Origin of the sequence: Bacillus sp. FSL K6-0073 (assembly GCF_038006085.1) — a bacterium.
GTDB lineage: Bacteria > Bacillota > Bacilli > Bacillales > Bacillaceae_G > Bacillus_A > Bacillus_A cereus.
In genome coordinates, this window is the sequence record NZ_JBBOUN010000001.1 from 1,814,410 (window position 1) to 1,835,152 (window position 20,743).

Below are 20,743 nucleotides of genomic sequence, written 5' to 3' on the forward strand. Positions count from 1 at the left end.
AAGGTAATGCAAGCTGTAATATCGAAATAGATAAATGAAATATAGGGGATTACTGCAATTTTAGGGGGAAATGAAATGGGATTAAAAGAGAGAGCGATAGAGATGTCAGAGATTTATAGGAAAAATCCGAAAGTAGAAGCTATTATTTTAGCGGGTTCAGTAGCTAGAAAGCTTGAAGATGAACATTCAGATATAGAATTACATATTTTATGGTCAACACCGCCGGAAGATGAGGATCGTAGGGCCCCTATTTATCATATTGATGGGAAAATATTATCGTATCATCCGTATGAGGAAGAAGAATGGTCGGAAACGTATTTAACGAAAGAGGGAATTAAATTAGAGATTAGTAACTTTTTAACAGAGACAGTAGAGAAAGTAATTTCGGATGTGGTGGATCAATATGATATAAATTATGAAAAACAATGTATTGTATCATCCATTCATGATGGTGTTAGTTTGTATGGAGAAGGGAAAGTGAATGAATTAAAAGAAAAAGTAGCGGCATATCCAGATGAACTAGTAAAACGGATGATTTCAGAAAATCTATGGTTAAGTAATCGTTGGCACAATCGAAAGGCGCTTTTAAAACGGAAAGATTGGCTTATGCTTTATGACGTTATTTGCGAAGTACAAAGGAACGTATTCGGTGTTTTATTTGGTTTGAATAAAATGTACGTACATCATCCAGCGTTTAAATGGATGCCTAATAATGTGGAACGAATGACTATTAAACCTGAAAAATTATATGAACGTATGGCGGACACATTAATAGGGAATCCAGAAAAAAGTGTGCAGGAGTTAGAGTTGCTAATAGAAGAAGTGTTGCAACAAGTTCATACATACGCGCCAGGAGTAAATGTGGATGAGCAAGAAAAATCTATTTTTTATTTTGTGAAATAGAAAATAGTAATAAGGGGGAAGTTATGGGTTTTTTTAATAGGTTTTTTAAAAAAGTTGAAAAAGTAAATGAGCAAGAAGCTACTCTTCATGAATTAAGTGAAGAATTGTATGTTGAATCACCGGTAGAGGAAGCGACTAGTTACTGGGTATCAATGGCACAAAATATAATTGTTAATGCTGTAAAGGCGGCTGACAATGATGTGGAACGTGCCTTCGTATTATTGAACTTGAAGAAAGGTGAGGCCTCATTTGATATTTTTTATCAAATAAATGGGCAATTGTATTTCTGGGATCAGCTCGAAAATGAGACGATAAGAAATACAATTCAGAACGAGTTGTTACCGCAAGCTCCAGAAGTTTCAAATGCAGTAAATGAGCAATTTCGTGAAGCTGATCACCCTATAATTTCGTTCGCACAATTGCAGTTTGAATGGGAAACGAAAGCCTGGTTCTCACATATAATTTGGGAAGATAACCTTGCTGCTCAATTGCCCAAAACCCAAATTCTAAATGAATGGTTTCGTGTAATTAAAGAAGAAACGAAAAATAGACCACTGGATAGTGATGTGAAATTTTCTTGGTATCCATCAAACTCTTAAAAAATGAATACAGAGAGACAGGTTATGTTTCTAGATGATTTGTATTATTGAATAAGTATCAATAATACGTAATTCTTTTTCTATTGCCTATTAGAATTCGTTATGTACTAATCCACCTGTTTTCTAAACTAAAACTTACATTTTGAATTTTTAAATAGATTGTAATACATAAAAATTCAAAATATAAGTTGACACTATTTTTAATGTGTGATAAAAATGATAGTAATCAATTCGGAAAATAATATTTGGGCAATGAAAGGGTATAGTAGTGAATATCTCCCTATTTCAGAGAGCTGATGGTTGGTGTGAATCAGTATATAGATTATTCGTGAAGTTCGTCCTGGAGCATCTTTCATAAATCTCACATTATGAGGAAATGAAAGACGGTAGTTTATACCGTTATCAAATAAAGTGGTGAAGATTTTTCACAACTAGGGTGGTACCGCGATATTTATCGTCCCTACGTATTTACGTAGGGACGTTTTTTATTTAGGGCCTAACTTTGGTGTGGCTTCATAACTAGGGTGGTACCGCGATATTTTATCGTCCCTACGTTTTTGCGTAGGGGCGTTTTTATTTAGGTGGTTTCTTAGTATTCTTCACAACTAGGGTGGTACCGCGATATTTTTGTCGTCCCTACGTATTTACGTAGGGGCGTTTTTTTATTATTAGGGAGGAAGTGAACGTATTAGAAAAGAGTATTGATAGAACAATATAAATACCGAATTGTAACAAAGAAAAAGAGACAGAGAGGAGATTAACAAATGAATTCACAGCAATGGACATCGAAATTAGGTTTCGTATTAGCTGCAGCAGGTTCGGCAATTGGTCTTGGGGCGATTTGGAAATTCCCATATATGGCCGGCATTGGAGGAGGCGGAGCGTTCTTCCTAATTTTCATCGGTTTCACATTATTAATTGGTTTACCGTTATTATTAGCTGAATTTGTTATTGGAAGAAGTACACAAAAAGAGGCTGTTGATGCATATAGAGAGATTGCTCCTAAAACGTTATGGCCTTGGTTAGGTAAATTAGGAATTGTAACTTGTTTCATACTACTTTCTTTCTACAGTGTTGTAGGAGGCTGGATTTTATTATACTTATGGAATGCAATTACAGGTAGACTATGGGAAGGAAATGGGGCATACGAAGCTACGTTTGGTGAAATCATTTCCAATCCATATTTAGCAGTTGGGTCACAGCTATTATTCATCCTAATTACTATTTTCATCGTAAGTAAAGGTGTACAAAATGGTGTTGAAAAAGTAAATAAATATTTCATGCCAGCATTATTCGTTTTATTCTTTGTTTTAATCGTTCGTGCACTTACGTTAGATGGTGCTGGAGAAGGAGTTCGTTTCTTCTTACAACCTGACTTCTCACATGTAACATCAGAAGTTATATTATACGCAATGGGGCAATCGTTCTTCTCATTATCTGTCGGAGTAGCCGTTATGGTAACGTATAGCTCATACTTACCGAAAGAAGAAAGCTTACCACGTTCAGCATTTTCTATCGTAGCCTTAACTCTTGTTATTACATTACTTGCAGGACTTGCAATTTTCCCAGTAGTGTTCGCATTTGGAATGGAACCATCTCAAGGACCTGGGCTATTATTTATCGTACTGCCAGCTATTTTCAGTAAAATGGCATTCGGAAAATTATTCTTCATCGTTTTCTTATTACTATTCTTCTTTGCTACTATTACATCAGCAATTTCGATGTTAGAAATTAGTGTTGCATCGTTAACATCAAAAGGTAAAGGGAAACGTGAAAAAATGGCCTTAATCGTAGGGTTATTAATCTTCGTTGTTGGGGTACCATCAGCATTATCATTCGGTATATTAAGTGATCTGAAGATTTTCGGGAAGACAGTCTTTGATTTAGCGGACTATGCAGTAAGTAACGTATTAATGCCACTTGGTGTATTATTAGTTTCTATCTTTGTTCCTTTAAAAATGAAGAAAGATGTATTAATGAAAGAGCTAGGTGTAAGTAAAAATAAAGGATACAAACTATTTGTGTTATGGTTATTCTTACTTCGCTTTATCGCACCAATTGCGATTATTATCGTATTCTTAAATGTACTTGGCATTATATAAATAGAAAGGTAGCGTATCATACAAAGATACGCTACCTTTTTATTTTGCTCTTTTTTGCAGTTCGTTTACCGTTACGAACTGATATCCCTTCTTAGATAAAGAATCTAAAATGCCTTCAATCGTTTGTAAATTTTCATTAGACTCATCATACATAGAATGCAATAAAATGATAGAACCTGGTTTTACATTTTTATTAACATATTTAATTTTATCAGCCGCAGATTTATAAAAAGTATCGGGCTCAAGATCCCATATAATCGTTTCGATATTATTTTTATTTAAATAATAGGGTAGTCCAATTAATTTTTTTCCGTTAGGGGGCCTAAAATCAATTGCGTCTGTAAATCCTGTTTGGCGGATTAATGAATTCGTTTTTTCTATTTCATCTTTAATAAAAGAAGGTGTTTTGAAAACCATTCTATTATGAGAATATGTATGGTTTCCAAGTTGGTGCCCAGATTGCGCGATAGCTTCTCCTAACGATAGATTTTTCTCTAATTCATTTCCAATTAAAAAGAAAGTAGCTTTAGCGTTGTATTTATCTAATAGCGGTAATATTTGTTTTACATTGTTAGTAGGGCCATCATCAAAAGTTAAAGCGATCACTTTTTCATTTGTTTCTACGCGTTGTGTTAAATCTCCAAATAATTGAAAGCTTCTTGCGTTCATCAATTTGTATGTTCCGAATAATGCCGTGATAATAAAGAATAGTGTAACGATCGTAATGATAATTTTTTTCTTCATAACGTAACCTCACAATGATTTTTGATTCAATTAAAAAGTATTATATCAAACTAAGTAATTTCGTGCTTTAAGAAGGGTGTGGATGCAAGGAGAAGGAATTTATCATATAATAAAATGCAAAAGGTATATTAGGAGGTGTTTATATGGCGATTATAATTCAATTGCCAGACACTGCAACGTCTCATGCAAAGCCAAGTATGGAAATGGCGATACTTTGCGTGAGGTAGACAAGTAATATACAATCGCCTATATGAGCTCGTATCATTTTTTATATTTGGCTTTGCACCTTATTGAAATGAATCATAAAAAATAAGGGGCGAGCAGAAATGAAATACGTAAAAGCTAATGCTGTTTTACCAGAGAGTTTAATTACTGAAATTCAAAAGTATATACAAGGTGAAACAATTTATATTCCGAAACAAGAAACGAAACATTATAAATGGGGTACACGATCTGGCGGAAGAAAACAACTAGATGAAAGAAATAAAGCAATTAAAAAAGCGTTTAAAAGTGGGATTGCTATTCATCAACTTGCAGAAGAATATTTTCTTTCTGGGGAAACGATTAAAAAGATTGTGTATTCTAAATAAGAGGAAAAGAGTCTGATTCATATATTACTTTGAATCAGACTCTTTTTGTTTTATATGTATTGGATATATGAAGTGTGAACGGGCATGATAATAGAAAAAATGTGCCGTTTTTTATTAAATGCTATACAGAACATTTGAAGAGTAGAAAGGTGAACATATATGAATCATATTGGACAAATAACGATAGAGCTTTTAATTGGTTTTTTTGTTCTATTAATTGCTACAAAAATATTAGGGAAAACACAAATATCTCAGCTAACGCCCTTTGATTTTATTTCTGCAATCGTCCTAGGTGAGCTCGTTGGAAATTCAATATATGATCCTAAAATTAAAGTATGGTCTATTTTATATTCAGTATTTGTTTGGGTAATTTTAATTTATACTATTGAAGTGATAACACAAAAAGTAAGAGGGACAAGAAGGTTTTTTGAAGGATATCCTTCAATTATTATTCGTAATGGAAAGATTGATCGTGAACAATTAAGCGTAAATCATTTGGATATAAACCAATTACAACAAATGCTTAGGCAACAAAAAGATATATTTTCAATCCGAGAAGTTGAATATATGATATTGGAACCTAACGGAAACATAAGCGTTTTGAAAAAAAGTAAATACGAATCTCCTACTGTAAATGATTTAAGTTTAAAACATAAGCCTGTATACTTACCAATTTCATTAATTAGTGATGGAAAAGTAGTTAAGGATAATTTGAGGGAAGCGGGATTTGATGAAGGGTGGCTTTATAAACAAATAAAGCAAAAAGGAATTACTAAATTTGAAGACGTATTATATGCGGAATGGAAAACAGATGATGGCTTCTTTTGTCAGGAAATGCAGCGGTAGAGAATAAGTGATATATGTAATGTTTGTTTCTAAGTTATCTTTTACATATCAAAAAACGTAATCATTGTATACAATAAAACTAGATCAACAATTTGTATGGAGTGATAAAGATGGAAGCGTTTATTAGAAGTGATCAATATAATTTTATAAAATCACAAGCTTATATTTTAGCAAACGGGCATGCAACGGCAAATGATAGAGGTGTAATTCAAGCGTTAAAATCGCTTGCGATTGAAAAGATAATACATGTATTTGAGAATTTAACGGATGAACAGAAAGAGTTAATTGATACGGTATTAACAGTTCAAAATAGAGAAGATGCAGAATCATTTTTAATGAAAATAAATCCGTATGTAATTCCGTTTCAAGAAGTTACAGCACAAACATTAAAAAAGTTATTTCCTAAGGCGAAAAAGTTAAAACTTCCTGATATGGAAGAAATGGATATGAAAGAAATATCTTATTTAAGCTGGATTGATAAGGGATCAAGCAGGAAATTTATTATAGCGAAAAATGATAAAAATAAATTTGTTGGTCTGCAAGGAACGTTCCAAAGTTTAAATAAAAAAAGCATTTGTTCATTATGTCATGGGCATGAAGAAGTAGGAATGTTTTTAGTTGAAATTAAAGGCGATGTACCAGGAACTTTCGTTAAAAAGGGAAACTACATTTGCAAAGATGGTGTAGCTTGCAATCAGAATATGAAATCGCTAGATAAATTGAACGATTTTATTGACCGCTTGAAGAAATAAAGAGAAAACCTCTAGTATTTAAACTGGAGGTTTTTATTTTTTGAAGAAGTAAAATAAGCTTTCTTTGTAAATGTAGATTTATAATGAAATTTGATAAAAATATCTATTATGATACAGTTGCTTATATGCAAGGAGGTAAAACATGGATTACCTTTTATCGAAAGAAAAAGTGAAGCGATGGCCCAAAGATATGATAGCGGCGGGGCGTTGTCATACTGTTGGCCTTAAATCGGATGGCACGGTAGTAGCGGTGGGCCGGAATAAAGAAGGGGAATGTAATGTAAGTGGCTGGCGAGATATTGAAGCAGTCGCAGTGGGCAATGTTCATATGGCAACGAACACGGGTAATGCTCATACAATCGGTCTTACATGTGACAGTACTACGGTAGCAGTGGGTTGGAATAAGCATGAACAATGTGATGTAAACGATTGGCATAATATTGTAGCGGTTGCGGCAGGGTGGCGTCGTACTATTGGCCTTAAATCGGATAGCACGGTAGTAGCGGTGGGCCGAAATAAAGAAGGAGAATGCAATGTAAGCAGTTGGCAAGGTATTGTGGCAGTCACAGCGGGTGACTGGCATACAGTCGGTCTCAAATTGGACGGAACATTGACGACTGTGGGGAATAATCGATATGGTCAATGCAATGTAAGTAGCTGGCGAGGTATTGTAGCGGTCAAGGCTGGGTATCTTCATACTGTTGGTCTTAAACGAGACGGTACGGTGACAGCAGTGGGGAATGATAAACATAACCAGTGTGGTGTAAGTGGCTGGATAGATATTGTAGCAATAGCGGCTGGTACCAATCATACAATCGGACTAAAATCAGACGGTACCGTGGTGGCGGTGGGCTGGAATGAGTATGGTCAATGTAACGTAAGCGATTGGCGCGATATTGTAGCGATAGCGGCTGGTTGTGCACATACAGTCGGACTAAAATCAGACGGCACGGTGGTCGCGGTAGGTAATAATGAATTTGGCCAATGCGATGTAGGTAGCTGGCGCGACATTCGGTTGCCTGGCAAATAGTCAATTTACAATCAATTATTAGTAATATTATTCTATTTTAGGAGTAATTATGGAATAGGATATGTAGAAAATAATTAAACTTAAATCTACTGAATAAGAATCTCTTTTGAAAAGGGATTCTTATTATTTTTCATAAAATGAGGGTCTAAATGGAATTTTTGAACAAACTATATTTCAAAATTACAGTAGAAGATATAAATAAAGTATAGAGGAGATAAAGAAATGCTTAAAAAGTTTTTGCTTTCTTTACCGGATGTTTTACTTATATGTATCGTTCTTTACATAACGTACACAAATTCTTTTAGCTTTGGACAAATGTTAGTAATTTCAATTGCAATCGGAATCATTGGTGGTCTTGTTATAAGGATTGGTAAGGATGTATTTATGTATATAAGGTGGACAATGAAACAGAGGAAATCTTGAATACGTTGTATTGCTATTAGGAGGAGATGAAATGACTAAGAAAAAGAGTAGAGTGAAAAATGAAGTAGCGCTTTGGGCATTAACAGCGGTTGTTCTCATCATTGTATGGTACTTTTATCAAAAATAAAAACGCATCGTATAAAAAAAGCACGATGCGTTTTTATTATTTTTTTTGCCAATTTTTTTTAATAAAGTCTTCACGACCAGATTCCTTTTGCTCAGTAGCATATTTCTCTGGATTCTTTTTATAGAAATGTTGGTGGTATTCCTCTGCTGCGTAAAAAGGTGCAGCAGGACGAATTTCAGTCACGATTGGATCTTTAAACATACCGCTTTCTGTAAGAGCTTGTTTTGATTTTTCAGCAAGCTCTTTTTGTGTTTCGTTATGATAAAAAATAGCGGTACGATAAGATGGACCACGGTCAAAAAATTGTCCGCCATCATCAGTTGGATCGATTTGTGGCCAATATAAGTCTAGTAATTTCTGATAAGGAAAAATAGAAGGATCGAATGTAATTTGAACAACTTCTAAATGTCCAGATGTTCCAGCTTTTACTTGTTCATATGTTGGGTTTTCTACATGACCTCCTGCATAGCCAGAAAGTACTTTATGAATACCAGGAAGTTCATCAAATGGTTTTACCATGCACCAAAAGCAACCGCCTGCGAAGGTTGCGAGTTCGTATGTTTTTTCGGACATTGCTGTAATCCTCCTAAATGTATATGTTTTATATAGTATTATATAAATTGTTTTATTGCGCAATAAAAAAGATTTGAAAATATATGTTTTTTATAAACAAGATCCTCCGCTCACATCAATTAATTGTCCAGTTACCCAGCGGCTGTCTGGAGAAGCAAGGAATGCAGCAGTATCGGCAATGTCTTCTACTTCACCTAAGCGATTGAAAGCGGAAATAGTAGTAGCGTACTGCTTCATCATCGGGTCGCTCAGGAGTTCTGCATTCATATCTGTTTTAATAAATCCTGGAAGTATTGCATTCACCGTTATTCCTCGTGCTCCAAGCTGTTTTGCTAGCGTAAAAGTCATTGTATTAATAGCGCCTTTCGTCATACTATATGCAACAAAATCAGGTAAAGAAATGCGGGTGGCAGCGGATGAAATATTAATAATTCGGCTATTGTCACGTAAACGTGGCAGTGCTTGTTGAATGATAAAGAATGGTGCTTTTGCATTTACTGAAAACATTCTATCAAAAAATTGTTCAGTCGTTTCTTCAATAAAAGCACCAGGACCAATGCCAGCATTGTTTATTAAAATATCAAATTGTGTTTCACCAGTGCGCTTTTGTAATTCAGTATCTAAAGCTTTATAAAGGTTTTCTACACCGTGTAAGGATTCTAAATTTGCGCCGATAGAAAAAGCTTGGCCACCATCTGATCGAATTTCCTGAACAGTTTCTTCAGCGTCATCTTTTCGATTACCGTAATGAACAGCAACCAATGCACCGTCATTTGCTAAACGTTTAGCGATCGCTCGTCCAATTCCTCGGCTTGCTCCTGTAACTAACGCTACTTTCCCTTTTAACATAGTTTCCTCATCTCCTCATAAACTTTATAAGTTTTTCTTTATGTAGTAATGCAAACATACTTAAGTAATATATGAGTGTATGTAAGTAATGCATTCCAATTTTGATTTGAGAAAAAATAAATAGAATGAATTTTGATTTTTTTTTGAAAAAACATGTTGACAACGAAAAGAACAACGTCCTATAATACGTGTAACAAATAAAAGTTAATTAAGAATTTTCTAACTTTATATGTTGTATATGCAAAGAAGAGGAAAGTAGATGATTATGATCGTTTCAGAGAGCTACTCCAAGGCTGTGAGGGTAGTAACAATCGAATCATTGAAGATCACCTCGGAGCATCGCTTGCGAAAGGGAAACTGAGTAGAGGGCGGCGGCATCGTCTCCGGTAAAAGGACGGAGGTCTGATTGGACCTACAAAGCTTATATTTCGTGAGAAGTATAAGGAAGCTGAGTGGTAACGCGAAACTCTCGCCTCAGCAATCAAAGCTACTAAATTGTAGTAGTTGATTGCTGAGGCGAGAGTTTTTATTTTTAAAAATAGAAGAAGAGAATGCGTAGAAGAGGAGAGTAAATGATAAAGATTGTTTCAGAGAGCTGCCCCGAGGCTGTGAGGGTGGTAACAATTCAATCATTGAAAATCACCTTGGAGCACTACTTTTGAAAACTAGTAAAAAGTAGCGGGGTTGTTCCCGATAGAAAAACAAAAGTCTAATTGGACTTGCAGAGCTTATGTTTCGTGAGAAGTATAAGGAAGCTGAGTGGTACCACGATTCCCTCGTCTCAGCAATGGATTGCTACAAGTATGTAAGTAATCGATTGTTGAGACGAGTATATTTTTAAGGGTTATATACTGAATATTCTGTTAAAAATACTCATCTCAGCAATCGATGTAGAAATAGATTGCAAAAATAGAGAAAAAAGAGGAGCGATGTGAGATGGGAAACCAGTACATTTACATGAATGGGGAATTTGTAGAAAAAGAAAAGGCAGTTGTTTCAGTGTATGATCACGGTTTTTTATACGGAGACGGTGTATTTGAAGGGATTCGTAGTTACGGAGGAAATGTATTTTGTTTAAAAGAACATGTGAAACGATTGTATGAATCAGCGAAATCTATTTTACTAACAATTCCAATGACGGTAGAAGAAATGGAAGAAGCAGTTTTACATACACTCCAAAAAAATGAATACGCTGATGCTTATATTCGCTTAATTGTCTCAAGAGGAAAAGGTGACTTAGGACTTGATCCGAGAAGTTGTGTGAAGCCGAGCGTAATTATCATTGCAGAACAATTAAAGTTATTCCCACAAGAATTTTATGATAATGGGCTAAGCGTTGTATCTGTTGCATCAAGACGTAATACGCCAGACGCGTTAGATCCACGTATTAAGTCAATGAATTATTTAAATAACGTACTTGTAAAAATTGAGGCGGCACAAGCAGGAGTGTTAGAGGCTCTTATGTTAAATCAACAAGGATATGTTTGTGAAGGTTCTGGCGATAATGTTTTCGTTGTGAAAGATGGAAAAGTATTAACCCCGCCATCCTATTTAGGGGCATTAGAAGGTATTACGAGAAATAGTGTTATCGAGCTATGTGAACGACTGAGTATTCCGTGTGAGGAAAGACCATTCACTCGCCATGACGTATATGTAGCGGATGAAGTATTTTTAACAGGAACAGCAGCGGAGTTAATTCCAGTTGTAAAAGTTGATTCGAGAGAAATTGGAGATGGGAAACCAGGAAGTGTAACGAAACAATTGACCGAAGAATTTAAAAAATTAACGAGAGAAAGAGGAGTACGTGTTCCCGGGCTGACGGAAAGCTTAGCATAAATAAGGAGAGGAGTTAATTGAAATGAAGCAGCAGTATACAGCGTATGAGAAGTTACAGTGTGAAGAAATGACAGGCGCTGGGCACGTGATTCAAGGTTTGAAGAAATTGGGTGTAACGACCGTTTTCGGCTATCCAGGCGGAGCGATTTTACCAGTATACGATGCGTTATACGAAAGTGGTTTGAAACATGTTTTAACTCGTCATGAACAAGCTGCCATTCATGCGGCTGAAGGATATGCGAGAGCTTCTGGGAAGGTCGGGGTAGTCTTTGCTACCTCTGGCCCAGGGGCGACAAATTTAGTTACGGGCTTAGCAGACGCTTATATGGATTCGATTCCTTTAGTTGTCATTACCGGCCAAGTTGCAACGCCTTTAATTGGTAAAGATGGATTTCAAGAAGCGGATGTTGTCGGAATTACAGTACCTGTTACGAAGCATAATTACCAAGTTCGTGATGTAAATCATGTATCACGAATTGTGCAAGAAGCTTTTTACATCGCCAAAAGCGGAAGACCGGGACCAGTATTAATCGATATTCCAAAAGATGTTCAAAATGCAAAAGTCACCAGTTTTTTTAATGAAGAAGTTGATATTCCGGGGTACAAACCAGAACTTGTACCAGACAGCATGAAACTTAGAGAGGTGGCTAAAGCAATTTCAAAATCAAAGCGTCCACTTCTTTATATTGGAGGAGGTGTCATTCATTCAGGTGGATCCGATGAACTCTTCGAATTCGCAAGGGAGAACCGTATTCCAGTCGTTTCAACTTTAATGGGACTTGGTGCATATCCACCGGGAGATCCATTGTTTCTAGGGATGCTTGGTATGCATGGGACATACGCTGCTAATATGGCGGTAACAGAATGTGATTTACTACTTGCATTAGGTGTTCGCTTCGATGATCGTGTAACAGGAAAATTAGAACTTTTTTCTCCGCACTCGAAAAAAGTACATATTGATATTGATCCTTCTGAGTTTCATAAAAATGTAACTGTAGAGCATCCGATTGTTGGTGATGTAAAAAAAGCGTTACACATGTTGTTACATATGTCTATTTATACACAAACAGATGAATGGCTTCAGAAAGTAAAGGCATGGAAAGAAGAATATCCACTTTCTTATAAGCAAAAAAAATCTGAGTTAAAACCACAGCATGTGATTAACTTAGTAAGTGAATTAACGAATGGTGAAGCGATTGTCACAACAGAAGTAGGACAGCATCAAATGTGGGCTGCTCACTTCTATAAAGCAAGAAAACCTCGGACGTTCCTTACCTCTGGAGGATTAGGAACAATGGGGTTTGGGTTCCCAGCGGCAATTGGTGCTCAGCTTGCAAAAGAAGAAGAACTTGTCATTTGTATTGCAGGTGATGCTTCTTTTCAAATGAACATTCAAGAACTACAAACAATTGCTGAAAATAATATCCCTGTAAAAGTATTTATTATAAATAACAAATTTTTAGGGATGGTAAGGCAATGGCAAGAAATGTTTTATGAAAATCGTTTATCAGAGTCAAAAATTGGCTCACCAGATTTTGTGAAAGTGGCAGAAGCTTATGGAGTGAAGGGATTAAGGGCGACAAATTCAACAGAGGCGAAACAAGTGGTGTTAGAAGCATTTGCTCACGAAGGTCCTGTCGTAGTTGATTTTTGTGTAGAAGAAGGTGAAAACGTATTTCCGATGGTTCCGCCAAACAAAGGGAATAACGAAATGATTATGAAGAGGTGGGAAGAATGAGTCATACTTTTTCACTCGTTATTCATAACGAGCCAAGTGTCTTATTACGTATAAGTGGAATTTTTGCTCGGCGTGGCTATTATATTTCTTCTTTACATTTAAACGAAAGAGATACGAGTGGCGTTTCTGAAATGAAACTCACAGCAGTTTGTACTGAAAATGAAGCGACATTACTTGTTAGTCAGTTGAAAAAATTAATTGATGTACTGCAAGTAAATAAATTATAAGGGGTGTATGGAGTATGAAAACGTATTATGAGAAAGATGCAAATGTAGAGTTATTACAAGGGAAAACAGTTGCGGTAATTGGTTATGGATCTCAAGGGCATGCGCAGGCACAAAATTTACGTGATTCAGGTGTGGAAGTTGTAGTTGGTGTTAGACCTGGTAAATCGTATGAAGTAGCAAAAGCAGATGGATTTGAAGTAATGTCTGTTTCAGAAGCGGTTCGAACCGCACAAGTTGTACAAATGTTATTGCCAGATGAACAGCAAGCACATGTATATAAAACAGAAGTAGAAGAGGATCTCCGTGAAGGGCAAATGTTACTTTTCTCACATGGATTTAACATTCACTTCGGCCAAATTAATCCGCCAAGTTACGTAGATGTAGCAATGGTTGCGCCAAAAAGTCCAGGTCATCTCGTTCGCCGTGTATATCAAGAAGGAAATGGTGTTCCGGCATTAGTCGCAGTGCATCAAGATGCGACGGGAACAGCGCTACATGTAGCATTAGCGTATGCAAAAGGTGTAGGTTGTACACGGGCGGGTGTAATTGAAACGACATTCCAAGAAGAAACCGAAACGGATTTATTCGGTGAGCAAGCTGTACTTTGCGGCGGGGTAACTGCACTTGTGAAGGCCGGGTTCGAAACGTTAACGGAAGGTGGATATCGTCCTGAAATTGCATACTTTGAATGTTTGCATGAATTAAAGCTAATTGTTGACTTAATGTACGAAGGTGGATTAACGAATATGCGCCATTCTATTTCAGATACGGCAGAATTTGGAGATTATGTAACAGGATCGAGAATTGTTACAGATGAAACGAAGAAGGAAATGAAGCGTGTTCTGACAGAAATTCAGCAAGGTGAATTTGCGAAGAAATGGATTTTAGAAAATCAAGCAGGGCGTCCGACGTATAACGCAATGAAAAAAGCAGAACAAAATCATCAATTAGAAAAAGTGGGAGCAGAGCTTCGTGAAATGATGAGTTGGATTCATGCACCGAAAGAATTAGTAAAGAAATAGAGTAAGAGAGTATAAATGAAAAATATGTAAGAGGGGATTTGACAAGATGAGAAGTGACATGATTAAAAAAGGTTTTGATAAAGCGCCGCACCGTAGTTTATTAAAAGCAACTGGTTTGAAAGATGAAGATTTTGATAAACCTTTCATAGCGATTTGTAATTCTTTTATTGAAATTATTCCAGGGCATAAACACTTGAACAAGTTTGGGAAACTTGTAAAAGAGGCAGTTCGTGCGGCAGGTATGGTACCATTCGAATTCAATACAATTGGAGTTGACGATGGTATTGCGATGGGACATATCGGTATGCGTTATTCTCTTCCGAGTCGTGAAATAATTGCAGATTCAGTAGAAACGGTTGTAAATGCACACTGGTTTGACGGCATGATTTGTATCCCAAACTGTGACAAAATTACACCAGGTATGATGATGGCTGCACTACGTATTAATATTCCGACTGTGTTTGTTTCAGGCGGCCCGATGGCAGCAGGAAAAACATCTAAAGGAGAAGTTGTTGATCTGAGTTCCGTTTTTGAAGGAGTAGGAGCTTATCAATCTGGGAAAATTTCAGAAGAAGAATTAAAAGATATTGAAGATCATGGCTGTCCATCTTGTGGCTCTTGTTCGGGTATGTTTACCGCGAACTCTATGAATTGTTTATGTGAAGTGTTAGGTTTAGCTCTTCCTGGTAACGGGAGTATTTTAGCAATTGATCCAAGACGTGAAGAGTTAATTAAACAAGCAGCAGAGAAATTGAAAATTTTAATTGAAAGAGATATTAAACCAAGAGACATTGTAACGGAAGAAGCAATTGATGATGCGTTTGCGCTTGATATGGCGATGGGCGGTTCAACAAATACAGTGTTGCATACATTGGCGCTCGCGCAAGAGGCTGGATTAGATTACGATATGAACCGTATTGATGCCGTTTCAAGACGTGTACCACATTTATGTAAAGTAAGCCCTGCTTCCAATTGGCATATGGAAGATATTGATCGTGCGGGCGGGATTAGTGCAATTTTGAAAGAGATGAGCCGGAAAGAAGGAGTACTTCATCTTGATCGAATAACTGCTACGGGGCAAACATTAAGAGAAAATATTGCTGAGGCAGAGATTAAAGATAAGGAAGTTATTCACTCTCTTGAAAACCCTCATAGTGAGGAAGGAGGATTGCGTATATTAAAAGGCAACCTTGCGAAAGATGGAGCGGTTATTAAAAGCGGTGCAACAGAGGTAAAGCGTTTTGAAGGACCTTGCGTTATTTTTAATTCACAAGATGAGGCACTTGCTGGCATTATGCTTGGGAAAGTGAAAAAAGGAGATGTAGTTGTCATTCGTTATGAAGGACCAAGAGGTGGCCCTGGTATGCCAGAAATGTTAGCACCAACATCAGCAATTGCTGGAATGGGATTAGGTGCTGAGGTTGCATTATTAACGGATGGACGTTTCTCTGGAGCTTCACGTGGAATTTCAGTAGGACATATTTCACCAGAAGCAGCAGCTGGTGGAACAATCGCACTTCTTGAACAAGGGGATATTGTATGTATTGATGTTGAAGAACGCTTGCTAGAAGTAAGAGTGAGTAATGAAGAATTAGATAAGCGTAAAAAAGAATGGAAACGACCAGAACCGAAAGTGAAAACTGGCTGGCTTGGACGTTATGCACAAATGGTAACATCGGCGAATACAGGGGCTGTTCTGAAAATCCCACATTTTGATTGAGCCAATTTAAAAGAGATAAGGATGATATATAATGGTGCAAAAGGTAAAGGAGAGAGTGAAAATTGAAGATATCTTAATGGCTCATAATTGCATGAAAGATATCGTTATTAAAACACCGTTACAACGTGATACAGTTTTATCTGAGAAATATGATTGTGACGTTTATGTAAAACGAGAAGATTTACAATTAATTCGCTCTTTCAAAATTCGTGGTGCATACAATTTGATTCAAAGTTTACCGAAAGAAAAGTTACAAAACGGTGTTGTTTGTGCAAGTGCTGGTAATCATGCGCAAGGAGTTGCTTATACATGTAATTTATTGAAGATTCCGTCGAAAATATTTATGCCCACAACAACACCGAAACAAAAAGTATCACAAGTACAATTTTTCGGTGGTGATTTCGCAGAGATTGTATTAGTTGGTGATACATTCGATAGCTCTTTCCAAGAAGCACAGTGTTATTGTGAAGAAAATAGAATGACATTTGTTCATCCGTTTGATGATCCGTATGTAGTTGCTGGTCAAGGGACAGTGGCAGTTGAAATTATGCATGATATGGAGAAACCGGTTGATTATATCTTTGCGGCAATCGGCGGTGGTGGATTAGCATCAGGTGTTGGTACATATGTAAAAGGTGTTAGTCCTACTACAAAGGTTATTGGTGTAGAACCGATGGGAGCTGCATCTATGAAAGAGGCTTTTCTTCAAAATGATAATGTCGCATTAGAGAAAATAGATAGTTTTGTTGATGGGGCAGCTGTTAAAAAGGTAGGAAAGTTAACTTTTGAAACTTGTAAAGATGTAATTGATGACATCGTTTTAGTACCAGAGGGGAAAGTTTGTACGACGATTTTAGAACTGTATAAGAAAAATGCGATTGTAGCTGAACCGGCTGGTGCACTCTCTATTGCAGCACTTGATTTATACAGAGATGAAATTAAAGATAAAACAGTTGTATGTACGCTAAGTGGTGGAAATAATGACATTGATAGAATGCAAGAAATGAAAGAACGATCTCTCATTTATGAAGGGTTAAAGCATTATTTCATCATTGAATTCCCGCAGCGTTCAGGCGCGTTAAGAGAATTTCTTGATAAAGGATTGGGGCCAGAAGATGATATTACTCGTTTTGAGTATATTAAGAAACATAATAAGGAAAATGGTCCAGCATTAGTCGGAGTAGAGTTAAAACATAAAGAAGATTATGAGCAATTAATTACTCGCTTTAAAGAAAATAATATTCAATTTATGGAGCTTAATAAAAACCCTGTTTTGTTTGATTTGCTTATTTAATAGAAGGGAAGAGTAAGCATCTAAATAAAAAAGATAGATACAAGCGAGGAAATATAGTGCTTGTTCTATCTTTTTTATAGTTAAACTAGATAATCATTAAATTCAAGAAGAATAAAGCTAGTTAACCAAAAAAATATCGCAATGCGAATAATTACATACATAGTAAATTCAAAGGTAGTAAGTTTTCGTTCACGTTTTATTTTTTTAGAAATCTAACAGAAAAAACTGAACATAAAAGTAGAACGGCTATAGACATTTTATAAATATTTTCTAACAAACTTACATTTTCTAATAAGTTTTTCAGCATGTTTATCACCTATTCTGTAAAGTAGATTACAGAGAAATAGATCTTGAGCTGTCTAGTTTCGTTTATTTTTTATTTTCCCTGTATCATCAATTTCTACATCAGTTGAAATTGTTTGTAAATATTGAAGAGCTTTTTTCTTTTCTTCCTCATTTACAGGGGAAACTTGGTTGTTGCGAATGATATAAGGATTGAATGACATTTGGACATCCTTTCCTTTAAAAGTTAAAGTTAATACGCCAGTTTCGGCGCTTTTTCCATTCACATAACTTGGGAATAAAAAGTTACCTAATGAGTAAGCGATAGGAACTTTATTATAATACTCAAACCCTTGTAACCAATGTGGATGGCTTCCGACAATCGCGTTAGCTCCTGCTTCAACCATTTTAGGTACATATTGCTTTTGGTATTCTACCGGACGGTTTGATTTTTCAACGCCCCAATGCATATAGACGATTAAATAGTCTGCATCTTGTTTTTGTTCTTTAATTGTTTTTGTTACAAGATTTAAATCATAGCCATTCGCAACGCCAGGTTTATTCTCACCAGCTACCCAATTAGAATCAGGCATAAATCGAACGAAGGAAAGAAATTTAAACTTTTTCCCTTTTACGGTCATTTCTCGTGCAGTATATGCATCTTTTGCATTTTTTCCGGCTCCAATGTAAGGGAACTTTAATTTTTCTACGTGAGAAATCGTATCCAATAATCCATCTTGCCCATAATCAAGTGTGTGGTTATTCCCAATATTTACGATGTCATATCCAGTGTTTTTAATAGCTTGTAGTGTAGATGGATCACTTTTAATCCAAAACAATTGCCCAGGTGCTTTCTTTTCTTTCGTTGTAAATGCCGATTCTAAATTCACAAAAGAAATATCAGCTTTTTTTATTTCTTCTTTTACATGTTGGAATGGGTAATCAGCCCCATTCTTTTCGATTATAGGACGTAATTGCCAATCAAACATTGTATCACCAGAGAAGGTGAGTGTGATTTCTTGGTCTTCTATTTTCTTTTCGCTTTTTGAAGCGGTTTTACTAGATTTGTTTTGCAAATCGGGTTTGTCTTTTGCTTTTGAAATAAAAGAGTAATTGATTAATAAAACAATCGGTGTAATGAAAAAGGCTATTAACAAAAATCGTTTTAGTAAAGTTTTCATATATACCTTCCCTTTTAATATTATCCCGCAATTAAATTAACACTGAATCTATTAAAGGTAATTAAAGTTACAAAAAAACAGCGGGTTATGTAGTGGAAAACATTTGTTAATATTCTCAATATTAAGTTAACATATAGATAACCTGTAAATCAATGTATAAACCAAAATATAGAAATAAAGAATTCGAAGGATGAAGAATGAGAAATGGTTATATTAGGAGCAGTTGTAAATGGGATTTGTATTATATTTGGTACTTTACTTGGTAAATTATTTAGTAGGATTCCAGAAAGTATGAAAGGGACGATAATGCACGCAATCGGTTTAGCGGTTACTGTGCTTGGGCTTCAAATGGCATTAAAAAGTGAAAACTTTCTTGTTGTCATACTGAGTTTAGTGATTGGTACGGTAATTGGAGAATGGTTACAATTAGAAGAAAAGTTAAAACATTTAGGGGATTGGCTAGAAAATAAAGTTGGAGCGAAGGGGAAAGGAAGCATATCAGAAGGTTTTGTAACAGCTACTTTAATTTTTGCAATTGGTGCGATGGGGATACTTGGTGCACTTGACAGTGGGATTCGCGGAAATCATAATATTTTATTTACCAAGGCAATTATCGATGGATTTATTTCTATTATATTAACGACAACTCTAGGAATTGGCGTAGTATTTTCGGCGATTCCAGTTGTTTTATATGAAGGTGGTATTGCAGTTTTTGCAACACAAATTAATAGTTTTGTCCCGGAAGAATTAATGAACCAATTTATAGTGGAGATGACGGCTGCGGGCGGCATTATGATATCTGCTATTGGATTGAACTTGCTTAGTATTATTAAAATCAAGGTGGCAAATTTACTTCCAGGTATATTGGTAGTGGGTGTAATTGTTTCAATTATTTATGGTTACGGTTTGTTAGTAAATTAGTAGAGGATGGAAACACATATGGAGGAATTTCAATTTACAAAACGTGTGCATAAAATATTGGAGATTGCAGCAGAAGAGAGTGAGTGTAGCATAATTCACCCGGTCCATCTGTTTATAGGTATGTGTAAAGAAGGTACAGGAGTTTGCGCTGAGTTATTTATGTATTTGTTTCATAAAGTCGGTCCAGATTTTTTAGAAAAACTTTCGTTACGAAAACGATTCGATTTACATAATCAAGAGTATAAAAAAATAGAGCAATATAAACTATCTTATAATGCGATAGAAATTTTACAAATAGCGAAGAAACGTATGGAACGCTTTCAGCAAGTAGTAATCAATGAAGGACATATTATGTATGCATTATTTCGTGTAGATACAGATATTGGTGAATTTATACATACACAAATGCAAGAAGATATATTACGTATTACAGCTGCACCGAGAGACTTAGCGGTTGATTTAAATAGTTTTAAATCTATTTATAATACATTATTTTGTCATGTAAGAAGAGCTAGTCCTTCTGATTTTGATAAGTTATCACGATTTGTGGCGGATGAATTTGGTGAACGGTGGTTACAGTCGGTTGATTATGGATTTCGGACATATAATGAAAAGTTACCTATCTATATTGCACAGCAGGAGGAAGTGATAATTGGTTTCGCCTGTTACGATGTAGTGAGAGGAAAGAAAGGATTGTTTGGTCCAATGGGCATAGCGAAACAAAATCGTGTGAAAGGTGTAGGAAAAGAATTATTGCATCATTGTTTATATAATATGAAGCAAGATGGATATGAATATGCGATTATTGGACAAGCAGGTCCCATTGAGTTTTACGAGAGAAATTGTAATGCTCGTTTAATATCGATAGATAATAAGTAACCAACTTCATCTAAAGGAGTTGGTTTTATTATGAAAATGATGTAGAGATGTAGTGGTTTTTACTAGAAAATAGCGGGTTTTGTAGTAAATCTTGCATATAAAGCA

Annotated in this window: 20 protein-coding genes, 1 pseudogene and 2 other annotated features; of the genes and pseudogenes, 16 read left to right on the forward strand and 5 right to left on the reverse strand. The window is 35.8% G+C overall.

All coding sequences use genetic code 11. The features are described from left to right. Positions 1–75: 75 nt before the first annotated feature. From MHB52_RS09570 to MHB52_RS09580, 3 genes are all read left to right on the forward strand, one after another. Positions 76–903 carry a DUF4037 domain-containing protein gene (locus tag MHB52_RS09570; RefSeq protein WP_061663931.1) on the forward strand — a complete coding sequence of 276 codons (828 nt, stop codon included), beginning with the start codon at positions 76–78 and terminating at the stop codon, positions 901–903. 23 nt (positions 904–926) lie between these two features. Further along, positions 927–1,502: a hypothetical protein gene (locus MHB52_RS09575; RefSeq protein WP_000505548.1), complete on the forward strand. Its 576-nt coding sequence runs from the start codon at positions 927–929 to the stop codon at positions 1,500–1,502. 243 nt (positions 1,503–1,745) lie between these two features. Then, positions 1,746–1,967 (forward strand) — a binding site (T-box leader). 299 nt (positions 1,968–2,266) lie between these two features. Next, positions 2,267–3,604 (forward strand): sodium-dependent transporter, encoded by a 1,338-nt coding sequence (locus MHB52_RS09580; protein WP_001088185.1) that lies wholly within the window; start codon positions 2,267–2,269, stop codon positions 3,602–3,604. 39 nt (positions 3,605–3,643) lie between these two features. On the opposite strand, the gene MHB52_RS09585 is transcribed toward MHB52_RS09580, so the two are convergent. Further along, positions 3,644–4,348, reverse strand: a complete 705-nt coding sequence (locus MHB52_RS09585; RefSeq protein WP_000726856.1) for a polysaccharide deacetylase family protein — start codon at positions 4,346–4,348, stop codon at positions 3,644–3,646. A gap of 326 nt (positions 4,349–4,674) precedes the next feature. Here MHB52_RS09585 and MHB52_RS09590 point away from each other — a divergent pair, with 326 nt between their 5' ends. The 5 genes from MHB52_RS09590 (at position 4,675) to MHB52_RS09610 (ending at position 7,989) form a co-directional block, all read left to right on the forward strand. After that, positions 4,675–4,938, forward strand: a complete 264-nt coding sequence (locus tag MHB52_RS09590) for a CD3324 family protein (RefSeq protein ID WP_000878327.1) — start codon at positions 4,675–4,677, stop codon at positions 4,936–4,938. Between the two features lie 159 nt (positions 4,939–5,097). Further along, a complete protein-coding gene (locus MHB52_RS09595) occupies positions 5,098–5,784 on the forward strand; it encodes a DUF421 domain-containing protein (protein ID WP_001015535.1) in 687 nt (228 codons plus the stop codon). A 110-nt stretch (positions 5,785–5,894) separates the two neighbouring features. Then, positions 5,895–6,536: a FusB/FusC family EF-G-binding protein gene (locus MHB52_RS09600; protein ID WP_000387073.1), complete on the forward strand. Its 642-nt coding sequence runs from the start codon at positions 5,895–5,897 to the stop codon at positions 6,534–6,536. Positions 6,537–6,678: 142 nt separating this feature from the next. Continuing rightward, positions 6,679–7,566, forward strand: coding sequence for an RCC1 domain-containing protein (locus MHB52_RS09605; RefSeq protein ID WP_061663932.1), 888 nt, complete (start codon positions 6,679–6,681; stop codon positions 7,564–7,566). Between the two features lie 222 nt (positions 7,567–7,788). After that, positions 7,789–7,989 (forward strand): hypothetical protein, encoded by a 201-nt coding sequence (locus tag MHB52_RS09610; RefSeq protein ID WP_000913386.1) that lies wholly within the window; start codon positions 7,789–7,791, stop codon positions 7,987–7,989. 163 nt (positions 7,990–8,152) lie between these two features. On the opposite strand, the gene msrA is transcribed toward MHB52_RS09610, so the two are convergent. Further along, on the reverse strand, positions 8,153–8,689 hold the full coding sequence (gene msrA / locus MHB52_RS09615; RefSeq protein ID WP_061663933.1) for a peptide-methionine (S)-S-oxide reductase MsrA: 537 nt from the start codon (positions 8,687–8,689) through the stop codon (positions 8,153–8,155). A gap of 90 nt (positions 8,690–8,779) precedes the next feature. Continuing rightward, the gene (locus MHB52_RS09620; RefSeq protein WP_000911815.1) at positions 8,780–9,538 is read right to left on the reverse strand and encodes an SDR family oxidoreductase; all 759 of its coding nucleotides are present in this window, start codon (positions 9,536–9,538) and stop codon (positions 8,780–8,782) included. A gap of 547 nt (positions 9,539–10,085) precedes the next feature. After that, positions 10,086–10,325: a binding site (T-box leader), on the forward strand. Positions 10,326–10,474: 149 nt separating this feature from the next. On the opposite strand from MHB52_RS09620, the gene ilvE reads away from it, so the two are divergent. Genes ilvE through ilvA form a run of 6 tightly spaced genes read left to right on the forward strand, consistent with a single transcriptional unit; the run spans position 10,475 to position 17,375 of the window. Next, on the forward strand, positions 10,475–11,374 hold the full coding sequence (ilvE, locus tag MHB52_RS09625) for a branched-chain-amino-acid transaminase (protein ID WP_000528156.1): 900 nt from the start codon (positions 10,475–10,477) through the stop codon (positions 11,372–11,374). 22 nt (positions 11,375–11,396) lie between these two features. Continuing rightward, positions 11,397–13,112 carry an acetolactate synthase large subunit gene (gene ilvB / locus MHB52_RS09630; protein WP_044795700.1) on the forward strand — a complete coding sequence of 572 codons (1,716 nt, stop codon included), beginning with the start codon at positions 11,397–11,399 and terminating at the stop codon, positions 13,110–13,112. Further along, positions 13,109–13,339 carry an ACT domain-containing protein gene (locus MHB52_RS09635; protein ID WP_000019916.1) on the forward strand — a complete coding sequence of 77 codons (231 nt, stop codon included), beginning with the start codon at positions 13,109–13,111 and terminating at the stop codon, positions 13,337–13,339. The genes ilvB and MHB52_RS09635 overlap by 4 nt, the downstream gene beginning before the upstream one ends. A 14-nt stretch (positions 13,340–13,353) precedes the next feature. Continuing rightward, positions 13,354–14,361, forward strand: a complete 1,008-nt coding sequence (ilvC, locus tag MHB52_RS09640) for a ketol-acid reductoisomerase (protein ID WP_061663934.1) — start codon at positions 13,354–13,356, stop codon at positions 14,359–14,361. A gap of 46 nt (positions 14,362–14,407) precedes the next feature. Next, entirely contained in the window at positions 14,408–16,081 is a 1,674-nt protein-coding gene (gene ilvD, locus MHB52_RS09645) for a dihydroxy-acid dehydratase (RefSeq protein WP_061663935.1), read from the forward strand. A 31-nt stretch (positions 16,082–16,112) separates the two neighbouring features. Then, the gene (ilvA, locus tag MHB52_RS09650; protein ID WP_000250321.1) at positions 16,113–17,375 is read left to right on the forward strand and encodes a threonine ammonia-lyase IlvA; all 1,263 of its coding nucleotides are present in this window, start codon (positions 16,113–16,115) and stop codon (positions 17,373–17,375) included. 80 nt (positions 17,376–17,455) lie between these two features. On the opposite strand, the pseudogene MHB52_RS09655 reads toward ilvA, so the two are convergent. Then, positions 17,456–17,682, reverse strand: a pseudogene (locus tag MHB52_RS09655) (hypothetical protein). A 52-nt stretch (positions 17,683–17,734) separates the two neighbouring features. Continuing rightward, the gene (locus MHB52_RS09660; protein WP_000854538.1) at positions 17,735–18,838 is read right to left on the reverse strand and encodes a CapA family protein; all 1,104 of its coding nucleotides are present in this window, start codon (positions 18,836–18,838) and stop codon (positions 17,735–17,737) included. A 204-nt stretch (positions 18,839–19,042) separates the two neighbouring features. Here MHB52_RS09660 and MHB52_RS09665 point away from each other — a divergent pair, with 204 nt between their 5' ends. Next, positions 19,043–19,759, forward strand: coding sequence for a DUF554 domain-containing protein (locus tag MHB52_RS09665; RefSeq protein ID WP_061663936.1), 717 nt, complete (start codon positions 19,043–19,045; stop codon positions 19,757–19,759). 18 nt (positions 19,760–19,777) lie between these two features. After that, positions 19,778–20,638, forward strand: coding sequence for a GNAT family N-acetyltransferase (locus MHB52_RS09670; RefSeq protein ID WP_000390845.1), 861 nt, complete (start codon positions 19,778–19,780; stop codon positions 20,636–20,638). The last annotated feature ends 105 nt before the right edge of the window (positions 20,639–20,743 follow it).